Genomic DNA, 26,717 nt, shown 5'->3' on the forward strand with positions numbered 1-26,717 from the left:
AATCGTGCTATAATCTGGCAAAATTTTTTCAAAAAAGGTGAAATAAAATGGCTATTCCAATTAGAACAGAAAAAGAAATTGTAAAACTACGCGAGGCCTGCAAATTGGCTTCGGATGTGCTGGTGATGATTGAACCTTACGTAAAAGCAGGTGTAACTACAGGCGAACTTGATCGAATTTGCCATGAATATATGGTGAATGAACAAAAGGTTATCCCAGCGTGTTTGAATTATCATGGTTTCCCAAAGGCTACCTGTATTTCCATTAACGAAGTTGTATGTCACGGTATTCCAAGTGACGATAAAGTGCTTAAAAATGGCGATATTGTGAATATTGATGTCACGGTGATTAAAGACGGTTATTTTGGTGATAACTCAAAAATGTATATCGTGGGCGGAGAAACGAATATTCGTAGTAAAAAATTAGTGGAAGCAGCACAGGAAGCCCTATACGTGGGATTGCGCACAGTAAAACCAGGTATTCGTTTAAATGAAGTAGGTAAAGCTGTGCAAAAATATACTGAAAGTCAAACTTTCAGTGTCGTGCGTGAATATTGTGGACATGGTGTTGGTACAGAATTTCACTGCGAACCTCAAGTATTGCATTATTACGCAGATGATGGTGGTGTGATTTTAAAACCAGGCATGGTGTTTACGATTGAGCCAATGATTAATGCGGGAAAAAAAGAAGTGCGCGTTATGGGTGATGGTTGGACAGTAAAAACCAAAGATCGTAGCCATTCAGCACAATACGAACATCAACTTGTCGTCACGGAAACTGGTTGTGAGGTGATGACTATTCGTGATGAAGAAATTGCAGAAGGTCGAATTTCACGCATTATGGTGAATGTGTAATTGACATTAAATGATAAGATAAGGGCGTAGATATACGCCCTTTTTGTTTTTCTTTATAATAAAGCGACTTCGATCTAACAAAAGGCAATTAATATGCTGTTTTCTCTGACACTCTCTTCTCCTTTAACGCCAAGTGCGGTCAAAATTGAGCGAGAAAATCTTAAGCAATTTGAGCTTGAGAATTTTTCTCGTTATTCCATTTTTGAGCTTATTGAAAATCGCAGTGATTTTTATGATGCCTTATTGATTCAACTTTGGCAGGAAATGGGATTAAGTGAATTGCAGGGGATTGCTTTAATTGCAGTGGGCGGTTATGGACGGCATGAGATGTTTCCTTTGTCGGATCTCGATTTTTTAATTTTGGTGAAGCAAATACCTAGCCAAGATATTGAAGAAAAGATCACCCAATTTATCCAATTTTTATGGGATTGTGGCTTTGAGGTGGGAAATAGTGTTCGAACCTTAGAACAATGCGAATCGGAAGGAAAACAAGATATTACGATTGCCACCAATTTATTAGAAGCAAGATTTCTTGCTGGAAATCGACCGCACTTTGATGCACTAAATGAATTGGTAAAACATGCTAATTTTTGGTCGAAAGAAGATTTTTTTAATGCCAAAGTGCAAGAGCAAATAGAACGTTATCAGCGTTATCACAATACAGCTTATAACCTTGAGCCAGATATTAAGTATAGCCCCGGTGGCTTGCGTGATTTGCATTTGTTGTATTGGGTGGCGTTGCACCATTCGGGGGCGCTGACTCTTGAGGCCATTTTACAAAGTGGTTTTATTTATCCTCAAGAATATCAGCAACTACAAGAAAGTCGTGCATTTTTATTTAAAGTGCGGTTCGCTTTGCATTTGATTTTGAAACGTTACGATAATCGTCTGTTGTTTGATCGTCAAATTAAAGTCAGTGAATTGTTAGGTTTCCGAGGGGAAGGCAATCAAGCTGTTGAAAAAATGATGAAATGTTTTTTTCAAGCATTGCACCGGATTTCGTTGATTAGTAATTTGCTGATTCAGCATTATCGAGAAAATGTGCTTTCATTAAATCAGGCTACTGTGATTGATCAATTAGACGATGATTTTCAACTGATTAACCAATGCTTATGTTTGCGTAATAGCCTTGTTTTTCAAGAAAAACCAGAGCGAATTTTAGATCTATTCTTTTATTTAACGCAGTACGAACAGGCCAATATTCATTCTGATACCTTGCGGCGATTACAAATTTCCTTAGAGCAATTACCACAAAAATTATGTGAAATTCCTGAGGCTCGGGAAAAATTTCTGCGTTTGTTTAATCAACCCAATGCGATTAAGCGAGCGTTTATGCCGATGCACCAATATGGTGTATTAACTGCGTATCTTTCCCAATGGCAAGCCATTGAGGGCTTAATGCAATTTGATTTGTTCCATATTTATACGGTGGATGAGCATACATTGCGCGTGATGTTGAAATTGGAAAGTTTTTTGTCGCAAGAAAGTGCGCAAGAACATCCCATTGCTCATCGAATTTTTAGCCAACTTTCTGACCGCACTTTGCTTTATATTGCGGCATTGTTCCACGATATTGCAAAAGGGCGGGGCGGTGATCACGCAGAACTTGGCGCAGAAGACGTAGCAGACTTTGCACAATTACATGGTTTAGATCGCCGAGAAATTGATACCCTTGTTTGGTTAGTTCAATCTCATTTGCTGATGTCAATTACTGCGCAACGCCGTGATATTCATGATCCTGAAGTCATCATGAATTTTGCTGAAGCCGTGCAAAATCAAGTTCGGCTAGATTATCTCACCTGCTTAACGGTAGCGGATATTTGTGCAACCAATGGTAATTTATGGAATAGCTGGAAACGTTCGCTTTTTGCCTCGTTATATGAATTTACTGAACAGCAATTTGCACAAGGCATGAAAGAATTACTTGATTACTCAGAAAAATCGGCAGAAAACCGAAAACTTGCACAACAAATTTTAACTCAGGATTATTCCGATATTGCACTAATCTCGATTGAGCAATTATGGGATCGTTGCCCTGAAGATTATTTTGTACGTAATACGCCAAAACAAATCGCCTGGCATACAAGTTTGCTGGTGGATTTCGTTGAGGCGTTATTAGTGAAAATTAGTAATCGCTTTTCACTTGGCGGCACGGAAGTATTTATTTATTGCCAAGATCAACCCCACTTATTTAATAAAGTTGTGAGTACCATTGGCGCAAAAAAATTCAGTATCCATGATGCGCAGATTATTACGACACAAGATGGTTATGTTTTTGATAGCTTTATCATCACGGAACTTAATGGTGAATTAGTGGAATTTGATCGTCGCCGAGAACTAGAGCAAGCCCTAACAGTAGCTCTTCAAAGCGAAAAATTACCCGCACTTTCTATTGCTCCGAATCGTCAGCTTCAACATTTCACTGTACAAACTGACGTGCGTTTTTTACATGAAAACAAAAAAGAGCATACTGAAATGGAACTGGTTGCGTTGGATAAACCGGGGTTATTAGCGCAAGTGAGCCAGATTTTTAGTGAGTTAAATCTCAATTTATTGAATGCGAAAATTACTACTGTAGGTGAAAAAGCCGAGGACTTTTTTATTTTGACGAATCAATTAGGGAAAGCTCTTGCAAGAGAGGAGAGAGAAAACTTGCGCCATGTGATTATCCAAGATGTTACATCATAAGCCAAAATGCGGTGGAACACACCGCATTTTTTAACACTAAGCAATCGTTGAAAAAGCAATATCTGCAGCCGAAAGCGTTCTCTCTATATCTTCATCGGTGTGGGCGAGCGACATAAATCCTGCTTCAAAAGCAGATGGCGCAAGGTATACCCCCTGTTCTAACATTTTATGGAAGAAAATTTTAAATTTCTCGGTGTCGCATTTCATGACTTCAGCATAGGATGTTATTTCCTGTTTTTCAGTGAAGAAAATACCAAACATACCGCCTACATAGTTTACGACAAAAGGTACATGATGTTTTTCGGCAAGGGATTTTAATCCTAGACAAAGTTTCTCTGTTTTTATTGCAAGTTGTTGTTCATTGCCTGGTTTTTTCAATTCGTTTAAGCAAGCTAAACCTGCTGCCATTGCAATAGGATTACCAGAAAGTGTTCCTGCTTGATATACTGGACCGGTTGGGGCAAGATATTCCATGATAGCTTTTTTACCCCCTACCGCACCGACAGGCATTCCACCACCGATAACTTTACCTAGAGTGGTAAGATCAGGTGTTACACCATAATAAGATTGTGCTCCAGCAAGTGCTACACGAAAACCTGTCATAACCTCATCAATGATGAAAAGTGCGCCATATTTGTCGCAAAGTTCTCGTATTCCTTGTAAAAATCCCGATTTCGGTGGAACACAATTCATATTTCCAGCTACAGGCTCGATGATGACACAAGAAATACTATCAGGATATTGTTCAAATAGCGCTTTTACTGAGTCAAGATTATTGTATTCTGCCGTTAATGTATATTTCGCAAAATCTGCAGGTACGCCTGGAGAGCTTGGTTGACCAAGTGTTAATGCGCCCGAGCCTGCTTTTACAAGCAATGAGTCTGAATGACCATGGTAACAACCTTCAAATTTTAAGATTTTATCACGACCAGTATAACCACGAGCAAGGCGAATTGCCGTCATCGTTGCTTCGGTGCCTGAACTTACCATACGCACCATTTCAATAGAAGGGACAATATTACAGACCAGTTCTGCTAAATCAATTTCAGAAGGGGTGGGAGCACCAAAACTTAAACCATTTTCAGCCGCTTTAAGTACAGCATTTAAGATCGATGGATGATTATGACCTAAAATCATTGGCCCCCAAGAACCAACATAGTCAACATATTGTTTTCCATCAGTGTCATAAATATAGGCACCTTGCGCTTTTTGAATGAATACAGGGGTACCACCAACGCCTTTAAAGGCGCGTACAGGGGAATTTACTCCACCTGGAATAAAGGACTGTGCACGAGAAAAAAGTGCGGTTGAATCTGTCATTGTTTTTTCCTTTCTTATAAAAATGACGGTATTGTACTGAAAAATAGACTCTTTGTTAAAAATATCTTTATTGGTAAATTTCCCTTATGTTATCCTTTACAAAAAAATTTTAGGATCAAATTATGTTGAGTCTTTTAGTTGCGTTTTTAGGCGCATTTATTACGCTTATCGTAATGCGTCCAATTGCAAATAAAATTGGATTAGTTGATAAACCAAATTATCGCAAACGCCACCAGGGTGCAATTCCGTTAATTGGTGGCGTATCGCTTTTTGTCGGTAATCTTTGCTATTACTTGATGGAATGGGATCAGCTTCGATTACCGTATCTCTATTTGTTCAGTATTTTTGTTTTATTGGCGATTGGGATTTTAGATGATCGCTTTGATATCAGTCCTTTCTTAAGAGCGGGGATTCAAGCAATTCTGGCGATTTTAATGATCGATCTTGGGAATGTTTATCTTGATCATCTAGGTCAGATTTTAGGGCCTTTCCAGTTAACGCTTGGTTCAATAGGTTTGATTATTACCGTTTTTGCCACTATCGCGATTATTAATGCCTTTAATATGATTGATGGTATTGATGGATTGCTCGGTGGGCTTTCTTGCGTTTCTTTTGCCGCGATTGGTTTCTTGATGTATCGAGATGGGCAAATGGATATGGCGCATTGGAGTTTTGCTTTAATTGCGTCGATTTTGCCTTATTTGATGCTAAATTTAGGGATTCCATTTGGACCGAAATATAAGGTGTTTATGGGAGATGCGGGGAGTACATTAATTGGTTTTACCATTATTTGGATTTTGTTATTGAGTACACAAGGAAAAGGTCATCCTATGAATCCAGTCACCGCACTTTGGATTATTGCGATTCCTTTGATTGATATGGTTGCGATTATTTATCGCCGAGTTCGTAAAGGTAAGAGCCCATTCCGCCCAGATCGTTTACATGTCCATCATTTAATGGTGAGAGCTGGGTTGACATCAAGACAAGCCTTTTTATTGATTACATTTGTTTCTGCAATTTGTGCAACGATTGGTATTTTAGGGGAAATTTATTATGTGAATGAGTGGGCGATGTTTATTGGCTTTTTCATTTTATTTTTCCTTTATGTATATTCAATTACGCGTGCATGGCGAATTACTCGTTGGGTAAGAAGAATGAAACGTCGAGCCAAACGGTTGAAGAAAGCATAAAAATAAAGGCTTGTGTTATTAAATCACAAGCCTTTATTTTTTGAGAAAATTCACCGCACTTTTAACATTTTGGTGATCTATTTTTATAGATAGAAAAAATCCCTAGCCTTTTGGCTAGGGATTGAAATTTGGAGCGGGAAACGAGGCTCGAACTCGCGACCCCGACCTTGGCAAGGTCGTGCTCTACCAACTGAGCTATTCCCGCAATAATGCTTTTATAATGTGAAATTTGGAGCGGGAAACGAGGCTCGAACTCGCGACCCCAACCTTGGCAAGGTTGTGCTCTACCAACTGAGCTATTCCCGCAGTTCACATCAGTGAATGAGCCCGCATTATACAAATATTTTTAGGGCTTGCAAGGGCAATTTCATAAAAAGAAATTTTTTGTTGAAGTTTTCGTCAATCTAATTTCATGAAATGTTCGCGATAATAAGCTAGCTCTTTAATCGATTCTCGAATGTCATCTAGCGCCAAATGCGTATTCTCTTTTTTAAAGCCTTCTAAAATTTCAGGTTTCCAACGTGCTGCAAGTTCTTTTAATGTGCTAACGTCTAAATGACGATAATGAAAATAATCAGCTAAATCAGGCATATATTTCACTAAGAAGCGTTTATCTTGCGCAATACTGTTACCGCAAATTGGCGACGCACCTTTGGGAACCCATTTTTTTAAAAAGTCTAAGGTTTGTAATTCTGCTGCACGTTCGGTGAGTTTGCTGGCTTTTACGCGTTCAATTAAGCCGTTTTCACTATGTGTTTTTTGGCACCAATCATTCATTTTATTGAGTAATTCATCAGATTGATGAACAGCTAATACCGGGCCCTCTGCCAAAATATTCAAATTTTTATCTGTCACAATAGTCGCAATTTCAATAATACGTTCTTTTTCCGGATCTAAACCGGTCATTTCTAAATCAATCCAAATAAGATTTTGTTTATCGAATGGCATAATATCAGGTATCCTATGCAAAAATTTTTTTCATTTTACCAAAAACAAGGGAAAAAACGACCGCACTTTTATGGCTAAACGTAAATTAACTCAAAACCAAACTAGAAGAATTCAATCGAATAATGCGAAAACATTACATCGCCATAAGAAAAAAGAGATTGAATGGTCAGATGAAATGCTTGGCGAATCACAAGAAGGTGTTGTGGTAACGCGTTATTCGATTCATGCTGATGTAGAAAATGAACAAGGTGAAATTTATCGTTGTAATTTGCGCCGTACCTTGTCGAGTTTGGTGGTGGGAGATAAAGTCGTTTGGCGTAAAGGCAATGAACAATTACAAGGTGTGAGTGGCGTGATTGAGGCAATTCACCCTCGAGAAAATGAAATTTCCCGTCCGGACTATTATGATGGTTTGAAACCCATTGCGGCGAATATTGATCGTATTATTATTGTATCAGCAGTATTGCCAACGCTTTCCTTAAATATTATCGATCGTTATCTTGTTGTGTGTGAAATTGCAGGAATCACGCCTCTCATTGTTTTGAATAAAGTGGATTTATTGGCACAAGAACAGCGTCAAGAAATTGAAGATCAACTCAAAATTTACCAAGATATTGGCTATGAAATTTTAATGATTTCAGCAAAGAGTGGTGAAAATATGGAAAAATTGACCGCACTTTTGGCACAAGGCACGGCGATTTTTGTTGGGCAATCTGGTGTTGGTAAATCGAGTCTAATTAATCATATTTTGCCTAGCGTAAACGCTCAAGTAGGTGATGTGAGTGAAACATCAGGCTTAGGGCAACATACGACGACATCATCGCGTCTTTATCATTTGCCACAAGGTGGTAATTTAATTGATTCGCCAGGAATTAGAGAATTTGGGCTTTGGCATTTAGATGCGGAGCAAATCACAAAAGGGTATCGAGAATTTCAATATGTTTTGGGAACTTGTAAATTCCGTGATTGTAAACATTTGAGCGATCCAGGATGTGCATTACGTGAAGCGGTCGAGCAAGGGAAAATTTCGCCAGTGCGTTATGATAATTACCATCGATTAATTGAAAGTTTAAGTGAAACAAAATCACAACGTCATTTTTCAGTAGTTTAACGATTGCGTAAGGTGGCTAAAAAATAGGCATATTTGTTGCTTTTTCACAATTTAGTTTAAGTTTTTTGTGTTTATTGTTGATTATTTTGCTTTGAACAAGGATACTAAGGCGATTTCTTAGTTTTTATTTTTTAACTATTATTTAGTAGAGGTAGCATTATGTACTCAAAAGATGTCGAAATCACTGCGCCAAATGGCTTACATACTCGCCCAGCTGCGCAATTTGTGAAAGAAGCTAAAGCCTTTTCTTCTGATATCACAGTAACGTCTGCTGGTAAGAGCGCAAGTGCAAAAAGTTTGTTTAAGCTACAAACATTAGGGTTAACACAGGGAACAGTGATTACCATTTCTGCAGAAGGTGAAGATGAGCAACAGGCTGTAGACCATTTAGTTGCTTTAATTCCAACCTTAGAATAATACTGACTTAGCCATAAAATTGAGAAATTTTATGGCTATTGTTTATCTATCCCTTTTTTAATTATTTCGGAAGGTATCTATGATTTCTGGCATTCTCGCATCCCCAGGTATTGCCTTTGGTAAGGCACTTGTTCTCAAAGAAGAAAAGATTGTTCTTGATACGCAAAAAATTACTGATGATCAAATTGACGCAGAAATTGCTCGATTTTATGAAGGTCGGGCATTGGCGGTGGAACAACTTAATTCAATCAGAGAGCGCGCATTAATTTCTTTAGGCGAAGAAAAAGCCGCGATCTTTGAAGGTCACTTGATGATTCTTGAGGATGAAGAATTAGAAGAAGAAATTCTTGATTATCTTCGTTCAAATAAAGTCAATGCCGCAGTTGCAGCGAGCAAAATTATTGATCAACAAGTCACAATGTTGTCGGAGATCGATGATGAATATTTGAAAGAGCGTGCTGGAGATATTCGTGATATTGGTAACCGTTTAATTAAAAATATTTTGGGCATGTACATAGTAGATCTTGGCGATATTCAAGAAGAATCAATTCTTGTTGCTTATGATCTGACTCCTTCAGAAACTGCTCAACTTAATCTTGAAAAAGTATTAGGGGTTGTCACTGATATTGGTGGTAGAACGTCTCATACTTCTATTATGGCGCGTTCTTTAGAATTACCAGCGATTGTGGGCACAAATAATGTGACCGAATTAGTCAATACAGGTGATTATTTAATCTTAGATGCCATAAATAATCAAGTTTATATTAATCCAATGCAATCTCAGATTGATGAATTAAAAACACTTGAAGCTAAAATTTCTGAGGAAAAAGCCGAGTTAGCTAAATTAAAAGATCTTCCTGCAATCACATTGGATGGACACAAGGTTGATGTTGTCGCGAATATTGGGACAATCCGTGATTGTGAAGGAGCAGATCGCAATGGCGCGGAAGGTATTGGTTTATACCGAACTGAATTCTTATTTATGGATCGTGAACAGCTTCCGACGGAAGAAGAACAATTCATCGCCTATAAAGAAGTCGTAGAGGCAATGAACGGGCGTTTAACCGTGCTTCGTACCATGGATATTGGTGGCGATAAAGAGCTTCCATATTTAGATTTACCAAAAGAAATGAATCCATTCTTGGGATGGCGTGCGATTCGTATTGCGTTAGATCGCCGTGAAATTTTAAATGCACAATTACGCGCGGTGTTACGTGCTTCAGCGTTTGGTAAATTGGCCGTGATGTTCCCGATGATTATTTCTGTAGAAGAAATTCGAGAATTAAAAGCGGTTATTGAAACATTAAAAGCGGAATTACGTGCAGAAGGAAAAGCTTTCGATGAGCATATCCAAGTGGGTGTCATGGTTGAAACACCATCTGCTGCTGTAAATGCAAAATTCTTAGCAAAAGAAGTAGATTTCTTCAGTATCGGTACTAACGATTTAACCCAATATACTTTGGCGGTGGATCGAGGCAATGAGTTAATTTCTCATCTTTACAATCCGATGCAGCCATCTGTACTTGGTTTAATAAAACAAGTAATTGATGCTTCTCACGCAGAGGGCAAATGGACGGGAATGTGCGGTGAATTAGCCGGTGATGAACGTGCAACCTTATTGTTACTTGGTATGGGATTAGATGAATTTAGTATGAGTGCTATTTCCGTACCTCGAATTAAAAAATTAATCCGTAATGTGAATTTTCAAGATGCAAAAGCACTTGCTAATGCCGCATTACAAAAACCGACCGCTTCGGAAATTGAGCAGTTAATCGAAGAATTTTTGGCGGAAAATGCATTAAATTAAACAAAATTGTTTGATTTTACGTTAAAATAACAGCCATCTATGAATTGATAGGAGATTAAAATGGGCTTATTTGACAAGTTATTCGGTTCAAAAGAAAACAAATCTGTGGAAGTTGAAATTTATGCACCTATCTCTGGTGAGATTGTAAATATTGAAGATGTTCCCGATGTAGTTTTCTCTGAAAAAATCGTGGGTGATGGTGTTGCTATTCGTCCTACCGGTAACAAAATCGTTGCGCCAGTGGATGGTGTGATTGGTAAAATTTTTGAAACCAATCATGCTTTCTCAATGGAATCAAAAGAAGGTGTAGAATTATTTGTACACTTTGGTATTGATACCGTTGAGTTGAAAGGTGAAGGTTTTACTCGTATTGCGCAAGAAGGTCAATCTGTTAAGCGCGGTGACACCGTGATTGAATTTGATCTTCCTTTATTAGAATCAAAAGCAAAATCTGTATTAACACCCGTTGTTATTTCCAATATGGATGAAATTTCTTGCGTCGTGAAAAAATCAGGTGAAGTCGTCGCTGGAGAGTCAGTGGTATTAAGCTTAACTAAATAATTTCTTTACGATAAAAAAGTCCGCCTTTGTGCGGATTTTTTATTTATGTAAATAAAACTGCGGTGTAGATAGGATTCAACGGAAAAATTAAAAATGATCTATAAACTTACTGGCTCACTCCAAAATTACGTATGGGGAGGGCATCAATATATTCCTCAATTACTAAATATTCCTACGGAAGAAAATCAATATTATGCTGAATGGTGGTTAGGCGCACATCATTCTGCGCCTTCAAGCATTGAGGTTGATGGTAAAAATATATTACTTACTGAATTTTTACAAAAAAATCCTACCGCACTTGGCGCACAAAGCCGAGCAAGTTTTGGTGATGAATTACCCTATTTATTAAAAATTCTTGATGTCGCCCAACCTCTTTCTATTCAACTTCATCCAACAAAAACGCAAGCTGAAATAGGTTTTTCAGAAGAAAATGCGAAAGGCATTGAGTTAAAAGCATTAACACGAACTTATAAAGATAACAATCATAAACCTGAAATGATGATTGCTTTATCTGATTTCTGGTTGTTGCATGGATTTAAAAATAAATCGGATATTATCGAAACTTTAGCATCGCGATCATCTTTAGCGCCGCTTGCAAAAAAATTACATAAACAAGATTTACATGCTTTCTATGCCGATATTATGCAAGCAGAACAGGCCCAATTACAGCAATGGCTTTCCCCAATTCTGTTGGAAAATCAAACTGCTTATGAGGCTAATAATCTGGATTTAACTAATCCAGATTATTGGGTGCTTTACACGATTGATGCAATGAATATTTCTTTAGATAAATTAGATGCAGGTTTAATTTGTTTCTATTTGTTTAATATTGTGCACCTCAAAAAAGGCGAGGGAATTTACCAAGATGCTGGCATTCCGCACGCTTATTTACGTGGGCAAAACATTGAACTGATGGCTTGTTCAGATAATGTGATTCGCGGTGGTTTAACGCCTAAATATGTGGATATTCCAGAATTGCTTAAAATTGTCGATTGTCGTGAAGTGGAGCCTAAAATTATCCCGTCTGCACCTCAAGACACGCGTATATTTACTTATGCTACGCCAGCAAAAGATTTCGCTTTGCAAAATATTCAATATGAATGTGGTGAAACTCATCATTTAAAAGCACAAAGTGCGAGTATTTTATTGGTGATGAATGGCCAGTTAAATTTACGTTCAGAAACGACCGCACTTTCTTTGAAACAAGGTGAAGCAGCTTTCATTACTGCAGGTGCGGCTTATGAAGTGGAAGGTTTAATTGAAGGCTATGCAGTGGTAGCAAAATTGCCTTAATTTTATACAAAATAGGCTATAAAAGTGCGGGTGGATTTGATAGACTTTTTATTCAATCTATTCAATAAAGGAGAAAAATATGCTTGATGGATTCGCTATTTCCACATTAATTTTTGTGATATTAGTCGCATTAATTTTGTTTTCTACAGTAAAAACCGTACCACAAGGTCATAACTGGACAATCGAACGTTTCGGTCGTTACACAAGAACGTTAATGCCTGGGCTAAATTTAGTGATGCCTTTTGTTGATCGTATTGGCCGTAAAATTAATATGATGGAACAAGTTTTAGACATTCCTTCCCAAGAAGTGATTTCTAAAGATAACGCCAATGTTTCTATTGACGCTGTTTGTTTTGTGCAAGTGATTGATGCCCGAAGTGCGGCTTATGAAGTAAACCATTTGGAACAAGCTATCATAAATTTAACCATGACAAATATTCGAACCGTGCTTGGTTCGATGGAGCTTGATGAAATGCTTTCCCAACGTGATTCTATTAATAGTCGATTATTGGCTATTGTGGATGAAGCGACAAATCCATGGGGGATAAAAGTAACTCGTATTGAAATTCGTGATGTTCGTCCGCCTCGTGAATTGATTGATTCTATGAATGCTCAAATGAAAGCGGAACGAAATAAACGTGCTGAAGTATTAGAGGCTGAAGGGATTCGCCAAGCTCAGATTCTTCGTGCTGAAGGTGAAAAACAAGCTAGAATTCTAAAAGCGGAAGGGGAGCGACAAGAAGCCTTTTTACAAGCTGAAGCCCGAGAACGTGCCGCGGAAGCTGAAGCAAAAGCAACGCAAATGGTATCTGAAGCAATTACCAGCGGTGATACCAAAGCGATTAACTACTTTATTGCACAAAAATACACGGAAGCATTGAAAGAAATCGGTAGTTCAGGAAACAGTAAAGTTGTGCTTATGCCATTAGAAGCTGGTAATTTAATTGGTTCTGTTGCAGGTATTGCGGAGTTATTAAAGGGCGATAAAAAATCTTAATTTAGATAAAGTGCGGTGATTTTTTTAATCGTTTATCACCGCTCTTGTGTAATAAAAAGTCCTTACAGCAAATAGGAGAATCTATGGCGGATTGGTTAATAAATTGGACGCTTTGGCATTGGCTGATTTTAGGCTTTATTTTGCTTATTGGTGAAGTGCTTACACCAGGGATATTTTTGCTATGGTGGGGATTAGGAGCTTTAGTGACGGCATTTGTACAATTTCTTTTTCCCAGCCTTTCTCTTGCCTCACTTACTATTTTTTATGCGCTATTAGCTTGTATACTTTCTGTGATTTGGTGGAAATATCAACATGGTAAAGATCGCCATGATCAATCTCATTCAACATTAAATCAACGCGATCATGCCTTGCTTGGTAAACAAGGCATTGTTCAAGAACTTGGCGCGAATGGAATTGGTCGGGGCGCTTTTGGCGACACAACTTGGCGAATTCAAGGTAATAATCTTACAGTCGGTGCATTGATTGAAGTTGAACGTGTGGATGGCATTACGCTGATTGTAAAAAATCTTTCTAATTAGTTTTGGGGTTTATTCGATAAGAAAAAACAGGCATCAAGCCTGTTTTTTTATGAGATTAAAATGTTCTTCCAATATTTACCGCACTTTGGGATTAACCTAGCGTCGCTAAAATAATTTGCTCTTGATCAATATGAATCCAAACCTGTTGACCGATTTGCCATTGATTTGGCTGGTGGACTGTGGCACAAAATTCAATATCGCTGTCAGTAAATTGAAGGATGGCTTCTTCTTCATTTAGTGATTTGATATTTACAGGGAACTGATTAGATTGATTATCCAGTGGTTTTTCACTAATTTTCACCCAAGGTGCTTTGAACATCAACATCACTTCTTTTTCCGTAATCAGTTTCAAACGAGCCGAGCTTTTAGTGGTAATAGAAACTTGCAACGGCGTTGGTAATCCTTGCACATTCACATCCACAACACAACGAGAGTCAATGATTCGTTGTTGTGCCACCCGTCCAAAAAATTGATTGCGTGCGCTACTTTGTAAAGAAAAACGTGCAGTTGCCGTGAGCAAACTATCTAATGGCACGGATTCATCTTGTAGAATATGAAAAGCGTGTTCTTGCGTACGTTCTAATAAATCATAAAGCTGTAATAAGCGCTCGGCATAAGTGGTAAGCGCCGTACCTCCGCCATTTTTTCCACCTGTATTTCGTTCAAGCAATGGGCGAGGGCTGATTTTATTCATCGCTTCTAAATGATCCCACGCACTTTTATAGCTCACTTTTGCATTTTTCGCTGCTTGATTAATCGAACCGCATTGTTGAATTTCTTTGAGTAAACGTACTCGTTTTGGATCGATAAAAAGTGCTTGTTGAAGTTTAATGGTGAGTAAGATCTCGGTATTTTTCATTTTTCTGTTCCTTATCACAATACGGACATTTTACTATGAAAATAGATGAGATAAAACGTTCTGGCGGATAAACTATCTTTGCATAATATTAACCAACTGTTTTTTTAAACAGTTGATCGTTGAAATATATTATGAACTTCAGTAAACTGTTCGTCAGTTTTTAAACAAGCATTAATGCGTTATTGATATTTATGAAAACGGCTTTTTTCCAACCTGATATTCCTACCCAACCCAATGATCACAAAATTTTAGGCAATGTATTACCCGGCGCTGATGCATTGGCGATTAGTGAAATTGCAGAGCAAAATCAAAATTTAACCGTAGTGGTGACACCAGATACGCGAAGTGCGGTGCGTTTATCACGTGTTTTATCGGAATTAAGCAGCCAAAATGTATGCCTTTTTCCTGATTGGGAAACCTTACCTTACGATACCTTTTCTCCCCATCAAGAAATCATTTCCTCTCGTTTAAGTGCGCTTTTCCATTTACAAAATGCGAAAAAAGGCATTTTCTTATTGCCGATTTCGACATTAATGCAACGCCTTTGTCCGCCACAATACTTACAACACAATGTGCTTCTGATTAAAAAAGGTGATCGTTTGGTCATCGATAAAATGCGCTTACAATTAGAAGCTGCGGGCTATCGCGCTGTGGAGCAAGTATTAGAACATGGTGAATATGCGATTCGTGGAGCCTTGTTGGATCTTTTCCCAATGGGAAGTGCGGTGCCTTTTCGTCTTGATTTTTTTGATGATGAAATTGATTCCATTCGCACTTTTGATGTGGATACGCAACGTACTCTTGATGAAATTAACTCAATTAACCTTTTGCCAGCGCACGAATTTCCAACGGACGACAAAGGGATTGAATTTTTCCGTGCACAATTTCGTGAAACCTTTGGGGAGATTCGACGAGATCCTGAACATATTTATCAGCAAATCAGTAAAGGTACCTTGATTTCTGGCATAGAATACTGGCAGCCACTTTTCTTTTCTGAAATGGCGACTTTGTTTGATTATTTGCCAGAACAAACGCTGTTTGTGGATATGGAAAATAACCAAATGCAAGGCGAGCGTTTTTATCAAGATGCAAAACAGCGTTATGAACAACGTAAAGTGGATCCAATGCGTCCGCTTTTATCGCCTGAAAAATTATGGCTTAATGTGGACGAAGTCAATCGCCGATTGAAATCTTATCCACGCATTACATTTAAAGCGGAAAAAGTGCGGTCATCGGTACGCCAGAAAAATTTACCCGTTGCCGCTTTACCAGAACTGACTATTCAATCCCAGCAAAAAGAACCATTGGGACAATTACGTCAATTTATTGAGCATTTTAAAGGAAATGTACTGTTTTCTGTGGAGACAGAAGGTCGCCGAGAGACTTTACTTGATTTGCTTTCACCATTAAAACTCAAGCCAAAACAAATTCAATCATTGGATCAGGCTAAAAATGAAAAATTTAGCTTGTTAGTCAGTTCTCTTGAACAAGGTTTTATTATTGAACAATCGCTTCCTGTTGCGATTATTGGTGAAACCAATTTACTTGGCGAACGTGTTCAACAACGTTCTAGAGATAAACGTAAAACAATTAATCCTGATACGCTTGTGCGCAATCTTGCCGAGCTGAAAATAGGGCAGCCAGTTGTGCATCTTGCTCACGGTGTGGGACGTTATGGCGGTTTGGTCACGTTAGATACAGGCGGTATTAAAGCAGAATATTTGCTGCTAAATTATGCAAATGAATCAAAACTTTATGTGCCTGTTACTTCATTACATTTGATTAGCCGTTATGTCGGTGGTTCTGATGAAAGTGCGCCATTACATAAATTGGGTAACGAGGCTTGGGCGAAATCACGCCAAAAAGCAGCGGAGAAAATTCGTGATGTGGCGGCAGAGTTACTAGATGTTTACGCACAACGTGAAGCGAAGAAAGGCTTTGCTTTTAAATATGATCGTGAAGAATTTCAACAGTTTGCCGCAACTTTTCCTTTTGAGGAAACCTACGATCAGGAAATGGCAATTAATGCGGTAATTTCGGATATGTGTCAGCCAAAAGCAATGGATCGTCTTGTTTGTGGTGATGTGGGGTTTGGTAAAACTGAAGTGGCAATGCGCGCTGCCTTTTTGGCGGTGATGAATCATAAGCAAGTAGCAGTGCTAGTGCCAACCACACTGTTAGCCCAACAGCATTATGAGAATTTTAAAGATCGTTTTGCGAATTTGCCTGTGAATGTAGAAGTGTTATCGCGTTTTAAAACTGCAAAAGAACAAAAACAAATTCTTGAAAATCTTGCAGAAGGCAAAGTCGATATACTGATTGGTACCCATAAATTAATTCAATCAGATGTAAAATTTAGCGATCTTGGCTTGTTGATTATTGATGAAGAACACCGTTTTGGTGTAAGGCAAAAAGAGAAAATCAAACAGCTTCGTGCGAATATCGATATTCTTACCCTAACGGCAACGCCAATTCCGCGAACGCTTAATATGGCGATGAATGGTATTCGTGATCTTTCCATTATTTCTACGCCTCCTGCGCGCCGATTAAGTATTAAAACCTTCGTCCGCCAGAATGACGATCTTGTTGTACGAGAAGCGATTTTGCGTGAAATCTTACGTGGCGGGCAGGTTTATTATCTCCACAATGATGTCGCAAGCATTGAAAATACAGCAGAAAAACTGACAGCACTTGTTCCAGAGGCGCGAGTGATTGTGGGGCACGGACAAATGCGAGAACGTGAGTTAGAACGTGTGATGAGTGATTTTTATCATCAGCGTTATAACGTCTTAGTTTGTTCAACCATTATCGAAACGGGTATTGATGTGCCAACGGCCAATACCATTATTATTGAACGAGCAGATCATTTTGGTTTGGCTCAGTTGCATCAATTACGCGGACGAGTCGGGCGTTCACATCATCAGGCTTATGCTTATTTGCTTACGCCACCACCTAAAATGATGACAAAAGATGCCGAACGCCGTCTAGATGCGTTGGAAAATCTTGATAATCTTGGGGCTGGTTTTATCTTGGCTACTCATGATTTAGAGATTCGTGGCGCTGGCGAATTACTCGGAAACGAACAAAGCGGACAAATCGAAAGCATTGGTTTTTCGCTTTATATGGAATTATTGGATGCGGCGGTTAAAGCGTTAAAAGAAGGGTGTGAACCATCATTAGAAGAATTGACGCAACAACAAGCGGATATTGAATTGCGCGTGCCAGCTTTATTGCCTGATGATTATTTAGGTGATGTGAATATGCGTTTATCTTTTTATAAACGTATTGCCGCAGCAGAGAGTAAATCAGAGTTGGATGAGTTAAAAGTTGAGTTGATAGACCGATTCGGATTATTGCCAGATGCGACAAAAAATCTACTGCAAATTGCAGAGTTGCGTTTGTTGGTTGAGCCGTTGAAAGTTGTGCGAATTGATGCAGGAACGCAAGGCGGTTTTATTGAGTTTTCACCAAAAGCACAAGTGAATCCAGATAAATTTATTCAATTAATTCAAAAAGAACCTATTGTGTATCGATTTGATGGCCCATTGAAATTTAAGTTTATGAAAGACCTATCTGATAACAAAGTGCGGTTAGAATTTGTGGCAGATTTGTTGAAAGCAATTGCTTCATAAAAAAAGAAGTCCGATCATCATGATCGGACTTTTTGTTTATATCTTCGGTGGAAGAATTATTGTACTAATAAGTAAAAATTGTTGTCTCCACGTAAAATATTTAAGGCCACAGCCGATGGTTCATCATCAAGCGCTTTACTTAATTCAGTAGTGTTTTCAACCTGTTGACGGTTTATACCAATAATAATATCGCCAGCTTTTAAACCACGTTGCGCAGCAAGCGAGTTCGGTTGAACCTTGGTGATTTCAATCCCTTTGATACCTTTTAAATCATAGTTTTTCAATGTCGCGCCATCTAACGCAGGTAATTCTGTTTTAGAGGAAAGTTGATTTCCATCATCAGCTTGTAATTTCACTTTAACATCGTGAGATTTACCATCGCGTAAGTAAGTTAAACTAATCTCTTTCCCGGCACCTGAGGTGGCAATTTTTGCACGCATTTCTGCGAAGCTTGAGATTTTTTGACCGTTCATCGCCGTGATAATATCTCCCGCTTTAATACCAGCTTTTTCAGCGGCTGATTTAGGTAATACTTCACTTACAAATGCGCCTTGTTGTGCGCTCACATTAAAGGCTTTGGCTAAATCAGCATTGAGTTCGCCACCTTTAATACCAAGCAATCCTCGACGAACTTCACCAAATTCTAAAATTTGTTGCACTAAATTGTTTGCTTGATTACTTGGAATCGCAAAGGCAATTCCTGCATTGCCACCGCTTGGCGAAATAATCGCGGTGTTGATACCAATGAGTTCACCATTTAGGTTGACTAATGCACCACCTGAATTACCGCGGTTTACAGCAGCATCAGTTTGAATATAGTTTTCATAAGCACCGCTATCAGAGCCAGTTGAGCGACCTAATGCAGAAACTATGCCTGATGTAACAGTTTGACCTAAACCAAATGGATTACCAATTGCAACAGTAAAATCGCCTACTCGTAATTTATCGGAATCAGCAAATTTGATTTCTGTTAAATTACTTGGTTTTTCAAGTTGAACTAATGCAATATCTGATTGCTCATCTTTACCCACTAATTTGGCTTTAAACTCACGGCCATCTTGTAATTGCACGGTAATTTTATCAGCCCCGTCAATAACATGATTATTCGTTAAAACATAGCCTTTATTTGCATTAATAATGACGCCAGAACCTAAACCACGGAAGTTCCGTTTTGACTCTCCGCGTCCACCAAATTGTTCAGCAAAACGATCGCCGAAGAAGAATTTAAATTCTTCAGGAATATCGTCTTGAAAAGGAGAACGTGAATCAACTTTTGCTTTTCCTTCAACAGAAAGTGTCACCACTGCAGGTTGAACTTTTTCTAACATGGGTGCCAAACTATTTTGCTCTGAAATAAAGCTTGGTAAATCTGCTTGAACCACAAATGATGTACCTAATACACTTAATCCGAGCGCAATACTGCTTAATACAAAACGTGTTTTTTTCATAAAATACTCCAAAATAGATTTCAGATAACGTGCTCTATGAGACAAAGAAATAAAAAAAATGTTCAATCCTGGATTTATTTCTCATATTTATTGAAAGTCTCTAAAGGAAATCGGAGCAGTACAAAAACGCCTTACAAGTAGCAAATTCTGCAAATTTATGCTCTAATACGCAGAATTTTCTAGTCAATAAAAAGGTTGAAAAATGAGCTGGATTAACCGAATTTTTAGTAAAAGTCCGTCTTCTTCTAGTCGAAAAGCAAATGTGCCGGAAGGCGTGTGGACAAAATGTACTGCTTGTGAACAAGTACTTTATAGTGAAGAACTCAAACGTAATCTTTATGTTTGCCCTAAATGCGGTCATCATATGCGTATTGACGCACGTGAGCGTTTATTAAAATTATTGGACGAAGGTTCAAGCCAAGAAATTGCGGCAGATTTAGAACCAAAAGATATTTTAAAATTTAAAGATTTAAAGAAATATAAAGATCGTATCAGTGCGGCGCAAAAAGAAACGGGTGAAAAAGATGCGTTAATTACCATGACTGGTACGCTTTATAATATGCCAATTGTTGTGGCTGCATCGAACTTTGCTTTTATGGGCGGTTCAATGGGTTCTGTAGTGGGTGCAAAATTTGTTAAAGCAGCGGAAAAGGCGATGGAAATGAATTGTCCATTTGTGTGTTTTTCTGCGAGTGGTGGTGCACGTATGCAGGAAGCATTATTCTCTTTAATGCAAATGGCAAAAACCAGTGCAGTACTTGCTCAAATGCGCGAAAAAGGTGTGCCGTTTATTTCGGTATTAACGGATCCGACTTTAGGTGGCGTATCAGCCAGTTTCGCGATGTTAGGTGATTTAAATATTGCCGAGCCAAAGGCTTTAATTGGGTTTGCTGGGCCGCGCGTTATTGAACAAACTGTACGTGAAAAACTTCCTGAAGGTTTCCAACGTAGTGAGTTTTTACTTGAGAAAGGTGCAATTGATATGATCGTGAAACGTTCAGAAATGCGTAAAACTTTGGCAAGTGTACTGAGTAAATTAACGAATCAACCTTCTCCTTTTGTAGAACCTGAACTCATTTCAGAAGATGAATAATATGCAACTTAAAGCCACTTCGCCACTCGCTGAGTGGCTTTCTTATTTAGAAAAAAGCCATTTTAAACCCATCGATCTCGGTTTAGATCGTATTAAATCCGTGGCAGAAAAATTGGATTTACTTCATCCTACCCCTTATGTGATAACGGTGGGGGGGACGAATGGTAAAGGCACGACTTGCCGTTTGTTAGAAACGATTCTGCTTAATCACGGATTACGTGTGGGCGTGTATTCTTCGCCTCATTTACTACGTTATAACGAGCGAGTACGCATTCAAAATCAAGATTTACCCGATGAAGCACATACTGCCTCTTTTGCTTTTATTGATGAAAATAAAACAGAATCGCTGACTTATTTTGAATTTAGCACCCTTTCTGCCTTGCATTTATTTAAGCAAGCGAAATTAGATGTGGTGATTTTAGAAGTGGGGTTGGGTGGCCGTTTAGATGCGACCAATATTGTGGATAGCCATCTTGCTGTGATTACTAGCATCGATATTGATCACACCGATTTTCTTGGGGATACCAGAGAGGCTATTGCTTTTGAAAAAGCAGGAATTTTCCGCGAAAATTGCCCTGTCGTGATTGGCGAACCTAATGTTCCGCAAACAATGTTAGATCAGGCTAAAAAATTACATTGCCAAGTTTCTCGACGTGATGTGGATTGGTCATTTGAGCAAAATGCTGAAAATTGGCAATGGCAAAATAAAAAAGTGCAGTTAGAAAATTTGCCGTTTTGTCAGATCCCATTGGCGAATGCCGCAACGGCTCTTGCAGCCGTTCAATGTTTACCTTTCGATATTTCAGAACAGACTTTGCGAAAATCTCTGCAAGAGGTAGAACTGGTTGGTCGTTTTCAAGCAATAAAAGCAGATAGACGTGAAAAATTAGCGGATTATCTTGGCGTATCAGTTGAAACTTTGCCAACAATCATCGTTGATGTGGGGCATAATCCTCATGCCGCAAAATATTTATCTGAAAAATTGACCTCACTTAAATGTAACATAGAGGGCAAAATGATTGCCGTATGTGGGATGCTCAAAGACAAAGATGCAAATGGTGTATTTGCGCATTTAACGCCTATTATTGATGAATGGCATTGCGTAACCTTAGGCGGTTATCGCGGGCAGTCAAGCGATGAATTAGCAGAGAAATTGAAAAGTCATTTCCCACATGTTCAAGCTACATCAGATACCTCGGTTATGGATGGTATGCGTAGTGCACTCAAAAGTGCGGTAAAAAATGATGTTGTTTTAGTTTTTGGATCTTTCCACACCGTAGCCGAATTTTGGTCTGTTGTAGAGTAAACATCAATTTACCTTATTTATTGGGGAGGGCAGTGGTTCTGGCTCTCCCAAAAAATAAGGCTCAACACCTAATGTCAAATCCAAAACCGCTTTTATACGCGCAAAAACTTCTCTTATTCGAGTAGATAGATGTAATTCAGGTTGTTTGGCTACAAAACAAATCGCATCAATATCATGTGCTTTAGCAATTAAAAGTGCACGTTCGCAATGAAATTTTTGACTGACAATCGTAAATGCTTGTACTTGGAAAATTTTATCTGCGCGGATAACGGAATCTAGCGTGCGGAAACCTGCAAAATCACGGAACATGGAGGCTTCAGATACGCCCATTTTTCGTAAATCACGAAACATTGCTCTTGGTTCGTTATATTGGACAGTGCGATTATCGCCACTTAATAAAAGGTAATTGACTTTTTGATGATCGATCAACTCTTTTGCAGCAGCTAAACGATACTCGTAATAAGCATTAGGTTTTCCACCAATAATATATTTCGATGTGCCCAGCACAAGAGCATATGCGCGAGGGGGGATTTCATCAATATTCGTGAATATCTTATCACGCACATAAAAACTTACGCCTTTATCGACAAGCAAGCAAAGCATAATCAGTGCAAAGATTGTATAGAGCGATATACGAAAAAGTGTGGTTAATTTTGATGGTAATTTTTTTATTATCATGCCTGTAAACATAATGAAAAATTCCCCGCACTTCAAGGAGAATTTGATGGATTTTATGAATTGCATTGATGTGTGATAATTTAGCCGTTTAGACGGCTAAAATTTCTTGACAACCTAATCGACTTACTGATAGTTTAAGTGCCATTCTCATTATTACAATAGGTTTCCAATGTCTGTGCAAAATGTAGTGCTTTTTGACACACAGCCTTTAACCATGACGCTTGGTGGCAAGCTTTCCCATATCAATGTCGCGTATCAAACTTATGGTACGCTCAATGCCGAAAAAAATAATGCAGTATTAATTTGCCACGCTTTGACTGGCGATGCTGAGCCTTATTTCGATGATGGTCGAGATGGCTGGTGGCAGAATTTTATGGGCAAAGGTTTAGCATTGGATACGGATCGTTATTTTTTTATTAGCTCGAACGTATTAGGTGGTTGCAAGGGAACAACAGGGCCTTCATCAATTAATCCGCAAACGGGTAAACCCTATGGTAGCCAATTTCCTAATATTGTCGTGCAAGATATTGTCAAAGTACAAAAAGCCTTGCTTGATCATCTTGGCATTAGCCATTTAAAAGCCATTATTGGTGGATCTTTTGGCGGTATGCAAGCGAATCAATGGGCGATTGATTATCCTGATTTTATGGATAATATTGTGAATCTTTGCTCATCCATTTATTTTAGTGCTGAAGCCATAGGATTTAACCATGTTATGCGTCAAGCGGTCATTAATGACCCTAATTTTAATGGTGGCGATTACTATGATGGTACACCGCCAGATCAAGGGCTATCTATTGCTCGTATGCTAGGTATGTTGACTTACCGTACTGATTTACAGCTTGCAAAAGCCTTTGGACGGGCTACAAAATCAGATGGCAGTTTTTGGGGCGATTACTTTCAAGTTGAATCCTACCTTTCTTACCAAGGCAAAAAATTTTTAGAACGTTTTGATGCCAATAGTTATTTGCATTTGTTACGTGCGTTGGATATGTATGACCCAAGTATTGGGTATGAAAATGTCAAAGAGGCATTATCACGCATTAAAGCGCGCTATACGTTGGTTTCTGTGACAACGGACCAGCTCTTTAAGCCAGTTGACCTTTATAAAAGTAAACAGCTTTTAGAACAAAGTGGAGTCGATCTACATTTTTACGAATTCCCATCAGATTACGGACACGATGCGTTTTTAGTGGATTATGATCAGTTTGAAAAACGAATTAGAGGTGGTTTGGCTGGTAATTAGATATAAAAAAGTGCGGTGAAATTTCACCGCACTTTTTCTTTTATAATAGGTTCTTTTATAATAGGTTATTCTTCAGAACCGCTTTCTTCCAAGGAATCCTCTTCATCTGCATCACAAACACGTTCTAAACTTACTACGTGTTCATCATCTGCAGTACGAATTAAACGGACACCTTGAGTGTTACGGCCTACGATGCTTACCTCGCTTACGCGTGTGCGAACAAGGGTTCCAGCATCGGTAATCAACATAATTTGGTCTGTTTCTTCTACTTGAGTTGCGGCAACGACTTTACCATTGCGTTCACTCACTTTAATTGAAATCACACCTTTTGTATTACGTGATTTAGTTGGGTACTCACTTAATTGTGTACGTTTTCCATAGCCGTTTTGCGTTGCGGTTAAAATTGCCCCTTCACCTTTTGGCACAACGAGAGAAACCACTTTATCGATATTTAAATCTAATGATGCTTCAGCGTTGTCATCAGAAATATCTTCAATTTCTACCGAACTTTCATCGTCAGAAATATCGTTTGTTAAAGCGAGCTTGATACCGCGAACCCCTGTTGCTAAACGCCCCATTACACGCACAGCATTTTCTGCAAAACGTACCACACGACCTTGTGATGAGAACAACATAATTTCGTTGCTGCCATCAGTAATATCCACGCCGATTAATTCGTCTTCATCACGTAAATTCAATGCGATGATACCGTTTGAACGAGGACGGCTAAATTCGGTTAAGGCGATTTTCTTCACAATACCGCCAGCAGTTGCCATAACTACGAATTTATCTTCTTCGTAAGCAGAAACTGGCAAGATTGCAGTAATACGTTCGTTTTCTTGTAACGGAAGAATATTCACAATTGGACGACCGCGTGCACCACGGCTTGCTTGTGGAAGTTGATATACTTTCAACCAATATAAACGGCCACGGCTAGAGAAACAGAGGATCGTATCGTGAGTATTTGCCACTAGTAGTTTTTCGATGAAATCTTCTTCTTTCATCTTCGTTGCAGATTTACCTTTACCGCCACGGCGTTGAGCCTCATAGTCAGTTAATGGTTGGTATTTCACATAACCTTCGTGAGAAAGCGTCACAACCACATCTTCTTGTGCGATTAAATCTTCTAAATCAATATCACCAGAAGCTGCGGTAATTTCAGTTAAACGATCATCACCAAATTGTGCTTTTACTTCTTCTAATTCTTCACGAATCACTTCCATTAAGCGTTCTGCGCTACTTAAAATATGAAGAAGATCCGCAATTTTAACTAATAATTCTTCATATTCTTTTACAACTTCTTCAAAGGCAATGCCTGTTAAACGATGTAAGCGAAGTTCTAGAATTGCGTTTACTTGTGCTGGCGATAAGTAATATTGTTCGCCTTGAATACCAAGATTTTCTTCTAAATCATCAGGACGAGCAGAAACATCAAGAAGATTAATAATATCGCTATGTAACGTCCAAGAGCGTGAACTGATTGCTGTTGCAGCCTCTTCACGGTTTTTAGAGTTGCGAATGATCGCAATCATTTCATCGATATTAGAACGAGCAACCGCTAAACCTTCCAAAATGTGCGTACGTTCACGCGCTTTGCGAAGCTCAAAGATAGAACGACGTGTAACCACTTCACGGCGGTGTAAAACGAAGGATTCAATGATTTCTTTAAGATTAAATAAACGTGGCTGACCGTGATCCAATGCCACCATATTGATACCAAAGGTCACTTGCATTTGAGTAAGCGAGTAAAGATGGTTTAATACTACTTCCCCTACTGCATCACGTTTAATATCAATTTCAATACGGATCCCTTCTTTGTTTGAAAGGTCAGTAATATTGCTGATGCCTTCGATTTTTTTCTCGCGAATTAATTCGGCGATTTTCTCGACTAATTTTGCTTTATTTACTTGGTATGGCAATTCAGACACGATAATTTGCTCGCGTCCTTTTTCGTTGCTTTCTACGGTTGCACGAGCACGAACATACACTTTACCACGACCAGTGCGATAGGCCTCTTCAATTCCTTTACGACCATTAATTAATGCCGCGGTTGGGAAGTCTGGTCCCGGAATATATTGCATTAATTCATCAATGGTAATTTCATTGTTGTCGATATAAGCCAAACAACCATTTAATACTTCATTTAAGTTGTGAGGGGGAATGTTAGTTGCCATCCCCACTGCAATACCTGACGATCCATTTGCTAAAAGTGCTGGAATACGAGTCGGCAATACATCTGGAATCATTAATTCGCCATCATAGTTTGGCGAGAAATTGACGGTTTCTTTATCCAAATCCGTGAGCAATGCTTGCGTAATTTTTTGCATACGAACTTCGGTATAACGCATTGCAGCGGGTGCATCACCATCAATTGAACCAAAGTTACCTTGCCCATCAACTAACATATAGCGAAGTGAGAATGGTTGCGCCATACGAACGATGGTATCGTACACGGCTGAGTCACCATGCGGGTGATATTTACCGATTACATCACCCACAACACGCGCTGATTTTACGTATTTTTTATTGGCGGTATTGCCTTCGCGATCCATTGAGAATAGTACGCGGCGGTGAACAGGTTTTAAACCATCACGAACGTCAGGTAATGCACGCCCAACGATAACCGACATCGCGTAGTCAAGGTAGGAAGATTTGAGTTCTTCTTCGATATTGACAGGGGTGATAGATGATTGGATTGAATCCGTCATTGGTATTCCTTTTTTGATCAAA

At 38.8% G+C, this 26,717-nt stretch carries 20 protein-coding genes and 2 tRNA genes; 14 read left to right on the forward strand and 8 right to left on the reverse strand.

The window, feature by feature from the left end; translation table 11 throughout:
- Positions 1-47: 47 nt before the first annotated feature.
- Entirely contained in the window at positions 48-854 is an 807-nt protein-coding gene (map, locus tag KP710_RS07785) for a type I methionyl aminopeptidase (protein WP_005632605.1), read from the forward strand.
- Positions 855-947: 93 nt separating this feature from the next.
- Positions 948-3,542, forward strand: coding sequence for a bifunctional uridylyltransferase/uridylyl-removing protein GlnD (gene glnD / locus KP710_RS07790; protein ID WP_111407951.1), 2,595 nt, complete (start codon positions 948-950; stop codon positions 3,540-3,542).
- A gap of 36 nt (positions 3,543-3,578) precedes the next feature.
- Here the strand turns inward: glnD and hemL are convergent, their stop codons facing one another.
- On the reverse strand, positions 3,579-4,862 hold the full coding sequence (gene hemL / locus KP710_RS07795; RefSeq protein WP_111407950.1) for a glutamate-1-semialdehyde 2,1-aminomutase: 1,284 nt from the start codon (positions 4,860-4,862) through the stop codon (positions 3,579-3,581).
- A 122-nt stretch (positions 4,863-4,984) separates the two neighbouring features.
- Here hemL and wecA point away from each other — a divergent pair, with 122 nt between their 5' ends.
- Positions 4,985-6,052, forward strand: coding sequence for a UDP-N-acetylglucosamine--undecaprenyl-phosphate N-acetylglucosaminephosphotransferase (gene wecA, locus KP710_RS07800; RefSeq protein ID WP_048952663.1), 1,068 nt, complete (start codon positions 4,985-4,987; stop codon positions 6,050-6,052).
- Positions 6,053-6,181: 129 nt separating this feature from the next.
- Here the strand turns inward: wecA and KP710_RS07805 are convergent.
- The 3 genes from KP710_RS07805 to orn all read right to left on the reverse strand — a co-directional run bounded on the left by KP710_RS07805 (position 6,182) and on the right by orn (position 7,000).
- Positions 6,182-6,257 (reverse strand) — tRNA-Gly (locus KP710_RS07805).
- Positions 6,258-6,282: 25 nt separating this feature from the next.
- Positions 6,283-6,358 (reverse strand) — tRNA-Gly (locus tag KP710_RS07810).
- A gap of 93 nt (positions 6,359-6,451) precedes the next feature.
- On the reverse strand, positions 6,452-7,000 hold the full coding sequence (orn, locus tag KP710_RS07815) for an oligoribonuclease (RefSeq protein WP_009500975.1): 549 nt from the start codon (positions 6,998-7,000) through the stop codon (positions 6,452-6,454).
- Positions 7,001-7,070: 70 nt separating this feature from the next.
- Between orn and rsgA the strand changes: the two genes are divergently transcribed.
- The 7 genes from rsgA to KP710_RS07850 all read left to right on the forward strand — a co-directional run bounded on the left by rsgA (position 7,071) and on the right by KP710_RS07850 (position 13,725).
- On the forward strand, positions 7,071-8,111 hold the full coding sequence (gene rsgA, locus KP710_RS07820; RefSeq protein WP_111407949.1) for a small ribosomal subunit biogenesis GTPase RsgA: 1,041 nt from the start codon (positions 7,071-7,073) through the stop codon (positions 8,109-8,111).
- 159 nt (positions 8,112-8,270) lie between these two features.
- The gene (ptsH, locus tag KP710_RS07825) at positions 8,271-8,528 is read left to right on the forward strand and encodes a phosphocarrier protein Hpr (RefSeq protein WP_005635899.1); all 258 of its coding nucleotides are present in this window, start codon (positions 8,271-8,273) and stop codon (positions 8,526-8,528) included.
- A 79-nt stretch (positions 8,529-8,607) separates the two neighbouring features.
- Positions 8,608-10,335: a phosphoenolpyruvate-protein phosphotransferase PtsI gene (ptsI, locus tag KP710_RS07830; RefSeq protein ID WP_048953067.1), complete on the forward strand. Its 1,728-nt coding sequence runs from the start codon at positions 8,608-8,610 to the stop codon at positions 10,333-10,335.
- A 60-nt stretch (positions 10,336-10,395) separates the two neighbouring features.
- Positions 10,396-10,896, forward strand: a complete 501-nt coding sequence (gene crr / locus KP710_RS07835) for a PTS glucose transporter subunit IIA (protein ID WP_046949602.1) — start codon at positions 10,396-10,398, stop codon at positions 10,894-10,896.
- 93 nt (positions 10,897-10,989) lie between these two features.
- Positions 10,990-12,189 (forward strand): mannose-6-phosphate isomerase, class I, encoded by a 1,200-nt coding sequence (gene manA, locus KP710_RS07840; protein ID WP_111407948.1) that lies wholly within the window; start codon positions 10,990-10,992, stop codon positions 12,187-12,189.
- A 79-nt stretch (positions 12,190-12,268) separates the two neighbouring features.
- Positions 12,269-13,186, forward strand: a complete 918-nt coding sequence (locus tag KP710_RS07845) for an SPFH domain-containing protein (protein WP_111407947.1) — start codon at positions 12,269-12,271, stop codon at positions 13,184-13,186.
- Between the two features lie 83 nt (positions 13,187-13,269).
- Positions 13,270-13,725 (forward strand): NfeD family protein, encoded by a 456-nt coding sequence (locus tag KP710_RS07850; protein WP_111407946.1) that lies wholly within the window; start codon positions 13,270-13,272, stop codon positions 13,723-13,725.
- Positions 13,726-13,816: 91 nt separating this feature from the next.
- Here KP710_RS07850 and KP710_RS07855 read toward each other — a convergent pair whose 3' ends face one another.
- Positions 13,817-14,584, reverse strand: a complete 768-nt coding sequence (locus KP710_RS07855) for a TOBE domain-containing protein (RefSeq protein WP_111407945.1) — start codon at positions 14,582-14,584, stop codon at positions 13,817-13,819.
- Between the two features lie 191 nt (positions 14,585-14,775).
- Here KP710_RS07855 and mfd point away from each other — a divergent pair, with 191 nt between their 5' ends.
- Positions 14,776-18,216, forward strand: a complete 3,441-nt coding sequence (gene mfd / locus KP710_RS07860; protein WP_111407944.1) for a transcription-repair coupling factor — start codon at positions 14,776-14,778, stop codon at positions 18,214-18,216.
- Positions 18,217-18,272: 56 nt separating this feature from the next.
- Here the strand turns inward: mfd and KP710_RS07865 are convergent, their stop codons facing one another.
- Entirely contained in the window at positions 18,273-19,664 is a 1,392-nt protein-coding gene (locus KP710_RS07865) for a DegQ family serine endoprotease (protein ID WP_111407943.1), read from the reverse strand.
- A gap of 202 nt (positions 19,665-19,866) precedes the next feature.
- On the opposite strand from KP710_RS07865, the gene accD reads away from it, so the two are divergent.
- Positions 19,867-20,757: an acetyl-CoA carboxylase, carboxyltransferase subunit beta gene (gene accD, locus KP710_RS07870; RefSeq protein ID WP_111407942.1), complete on the forward strand. Its 891-nt coding sequence runs from the start codon at positions 19,867-19,869 to the stop codon at positions 20,755-20,757.
- Position 20,758: 1 nt separating this feature from the next.
- Positions 20,759-22,063 carry a bifunctional tetrahydrofolate synthase/dihydrofolate synthase gene (gene folC / locus KP710_RS07875; protein ID WP_165818759.1) on the forward strand — a complete coding sequence of 435 codons (1,305 nt, stop codon included), beginning with the start codon at positions 20,759-20,761 and terminating at the stop codon, positions 22,061-22,063.
- Between the two features lie 3 nt (positions 22,064-22,066).
- Here the strand turns inward: folC and KP710_RS07880 are convergent, their stop codons facing one another.
- A complete protein-coding gene (locus tag KP710_RS07880) occupies positions 22,067-22,753 on the reverse strand; it encodes a SanA/YdcF family protein (protein WP_111407940.1) in 687 nt (228 codons plus the stop codon).
- Between the two features lie 157 nt (positions 22,754-22,910).
- Here KP710_RS07880 and metX point away from each other — a divergent pair, with 157 nt between their 5' ends.
- A complete protein-coding gene (metX, locus tag KP710_RS07885) occupies positions 22,911-23,987 on the forward strand; it encodes a homoserine O-acetyltransferase MetX (protein WP_111407939.1) in 1,077 nt (358 codons plus the stop codon).
- A gap of 65 nt (positions 23,988-24,052) precedes the next feature.
- On the opposite strand, the gene gyrA is transcribed toward metX, so the two are convergent.
- Complete coding sequence (gene gyrA / locus KP710_RS07890; RefSeq protein WP_111407938.1) at positions 24,053-26,695, reverse strand: DNA topoisomerase (ATP-hydrolyzing) subunit A; 2,643 nt, start codon at positions 26,693-26,695, stop codon at positions 24,053-24,055.
- Between the last annotated feature and the right edge of the window lie 22 nt (positions 26,696-26,717).

Origin of the sequence: Haemophilus sp. SZY H35 (assembly GCF_018829705.1) — a bacterium.
Classification (GTDB): domain Bacteria; phylum Pseudomonadota; class Gammaproteobacteria; order Enterobacterales; family Pasteurellaceae; genus Haemophilus; species Haemophilus haemolyticus_K.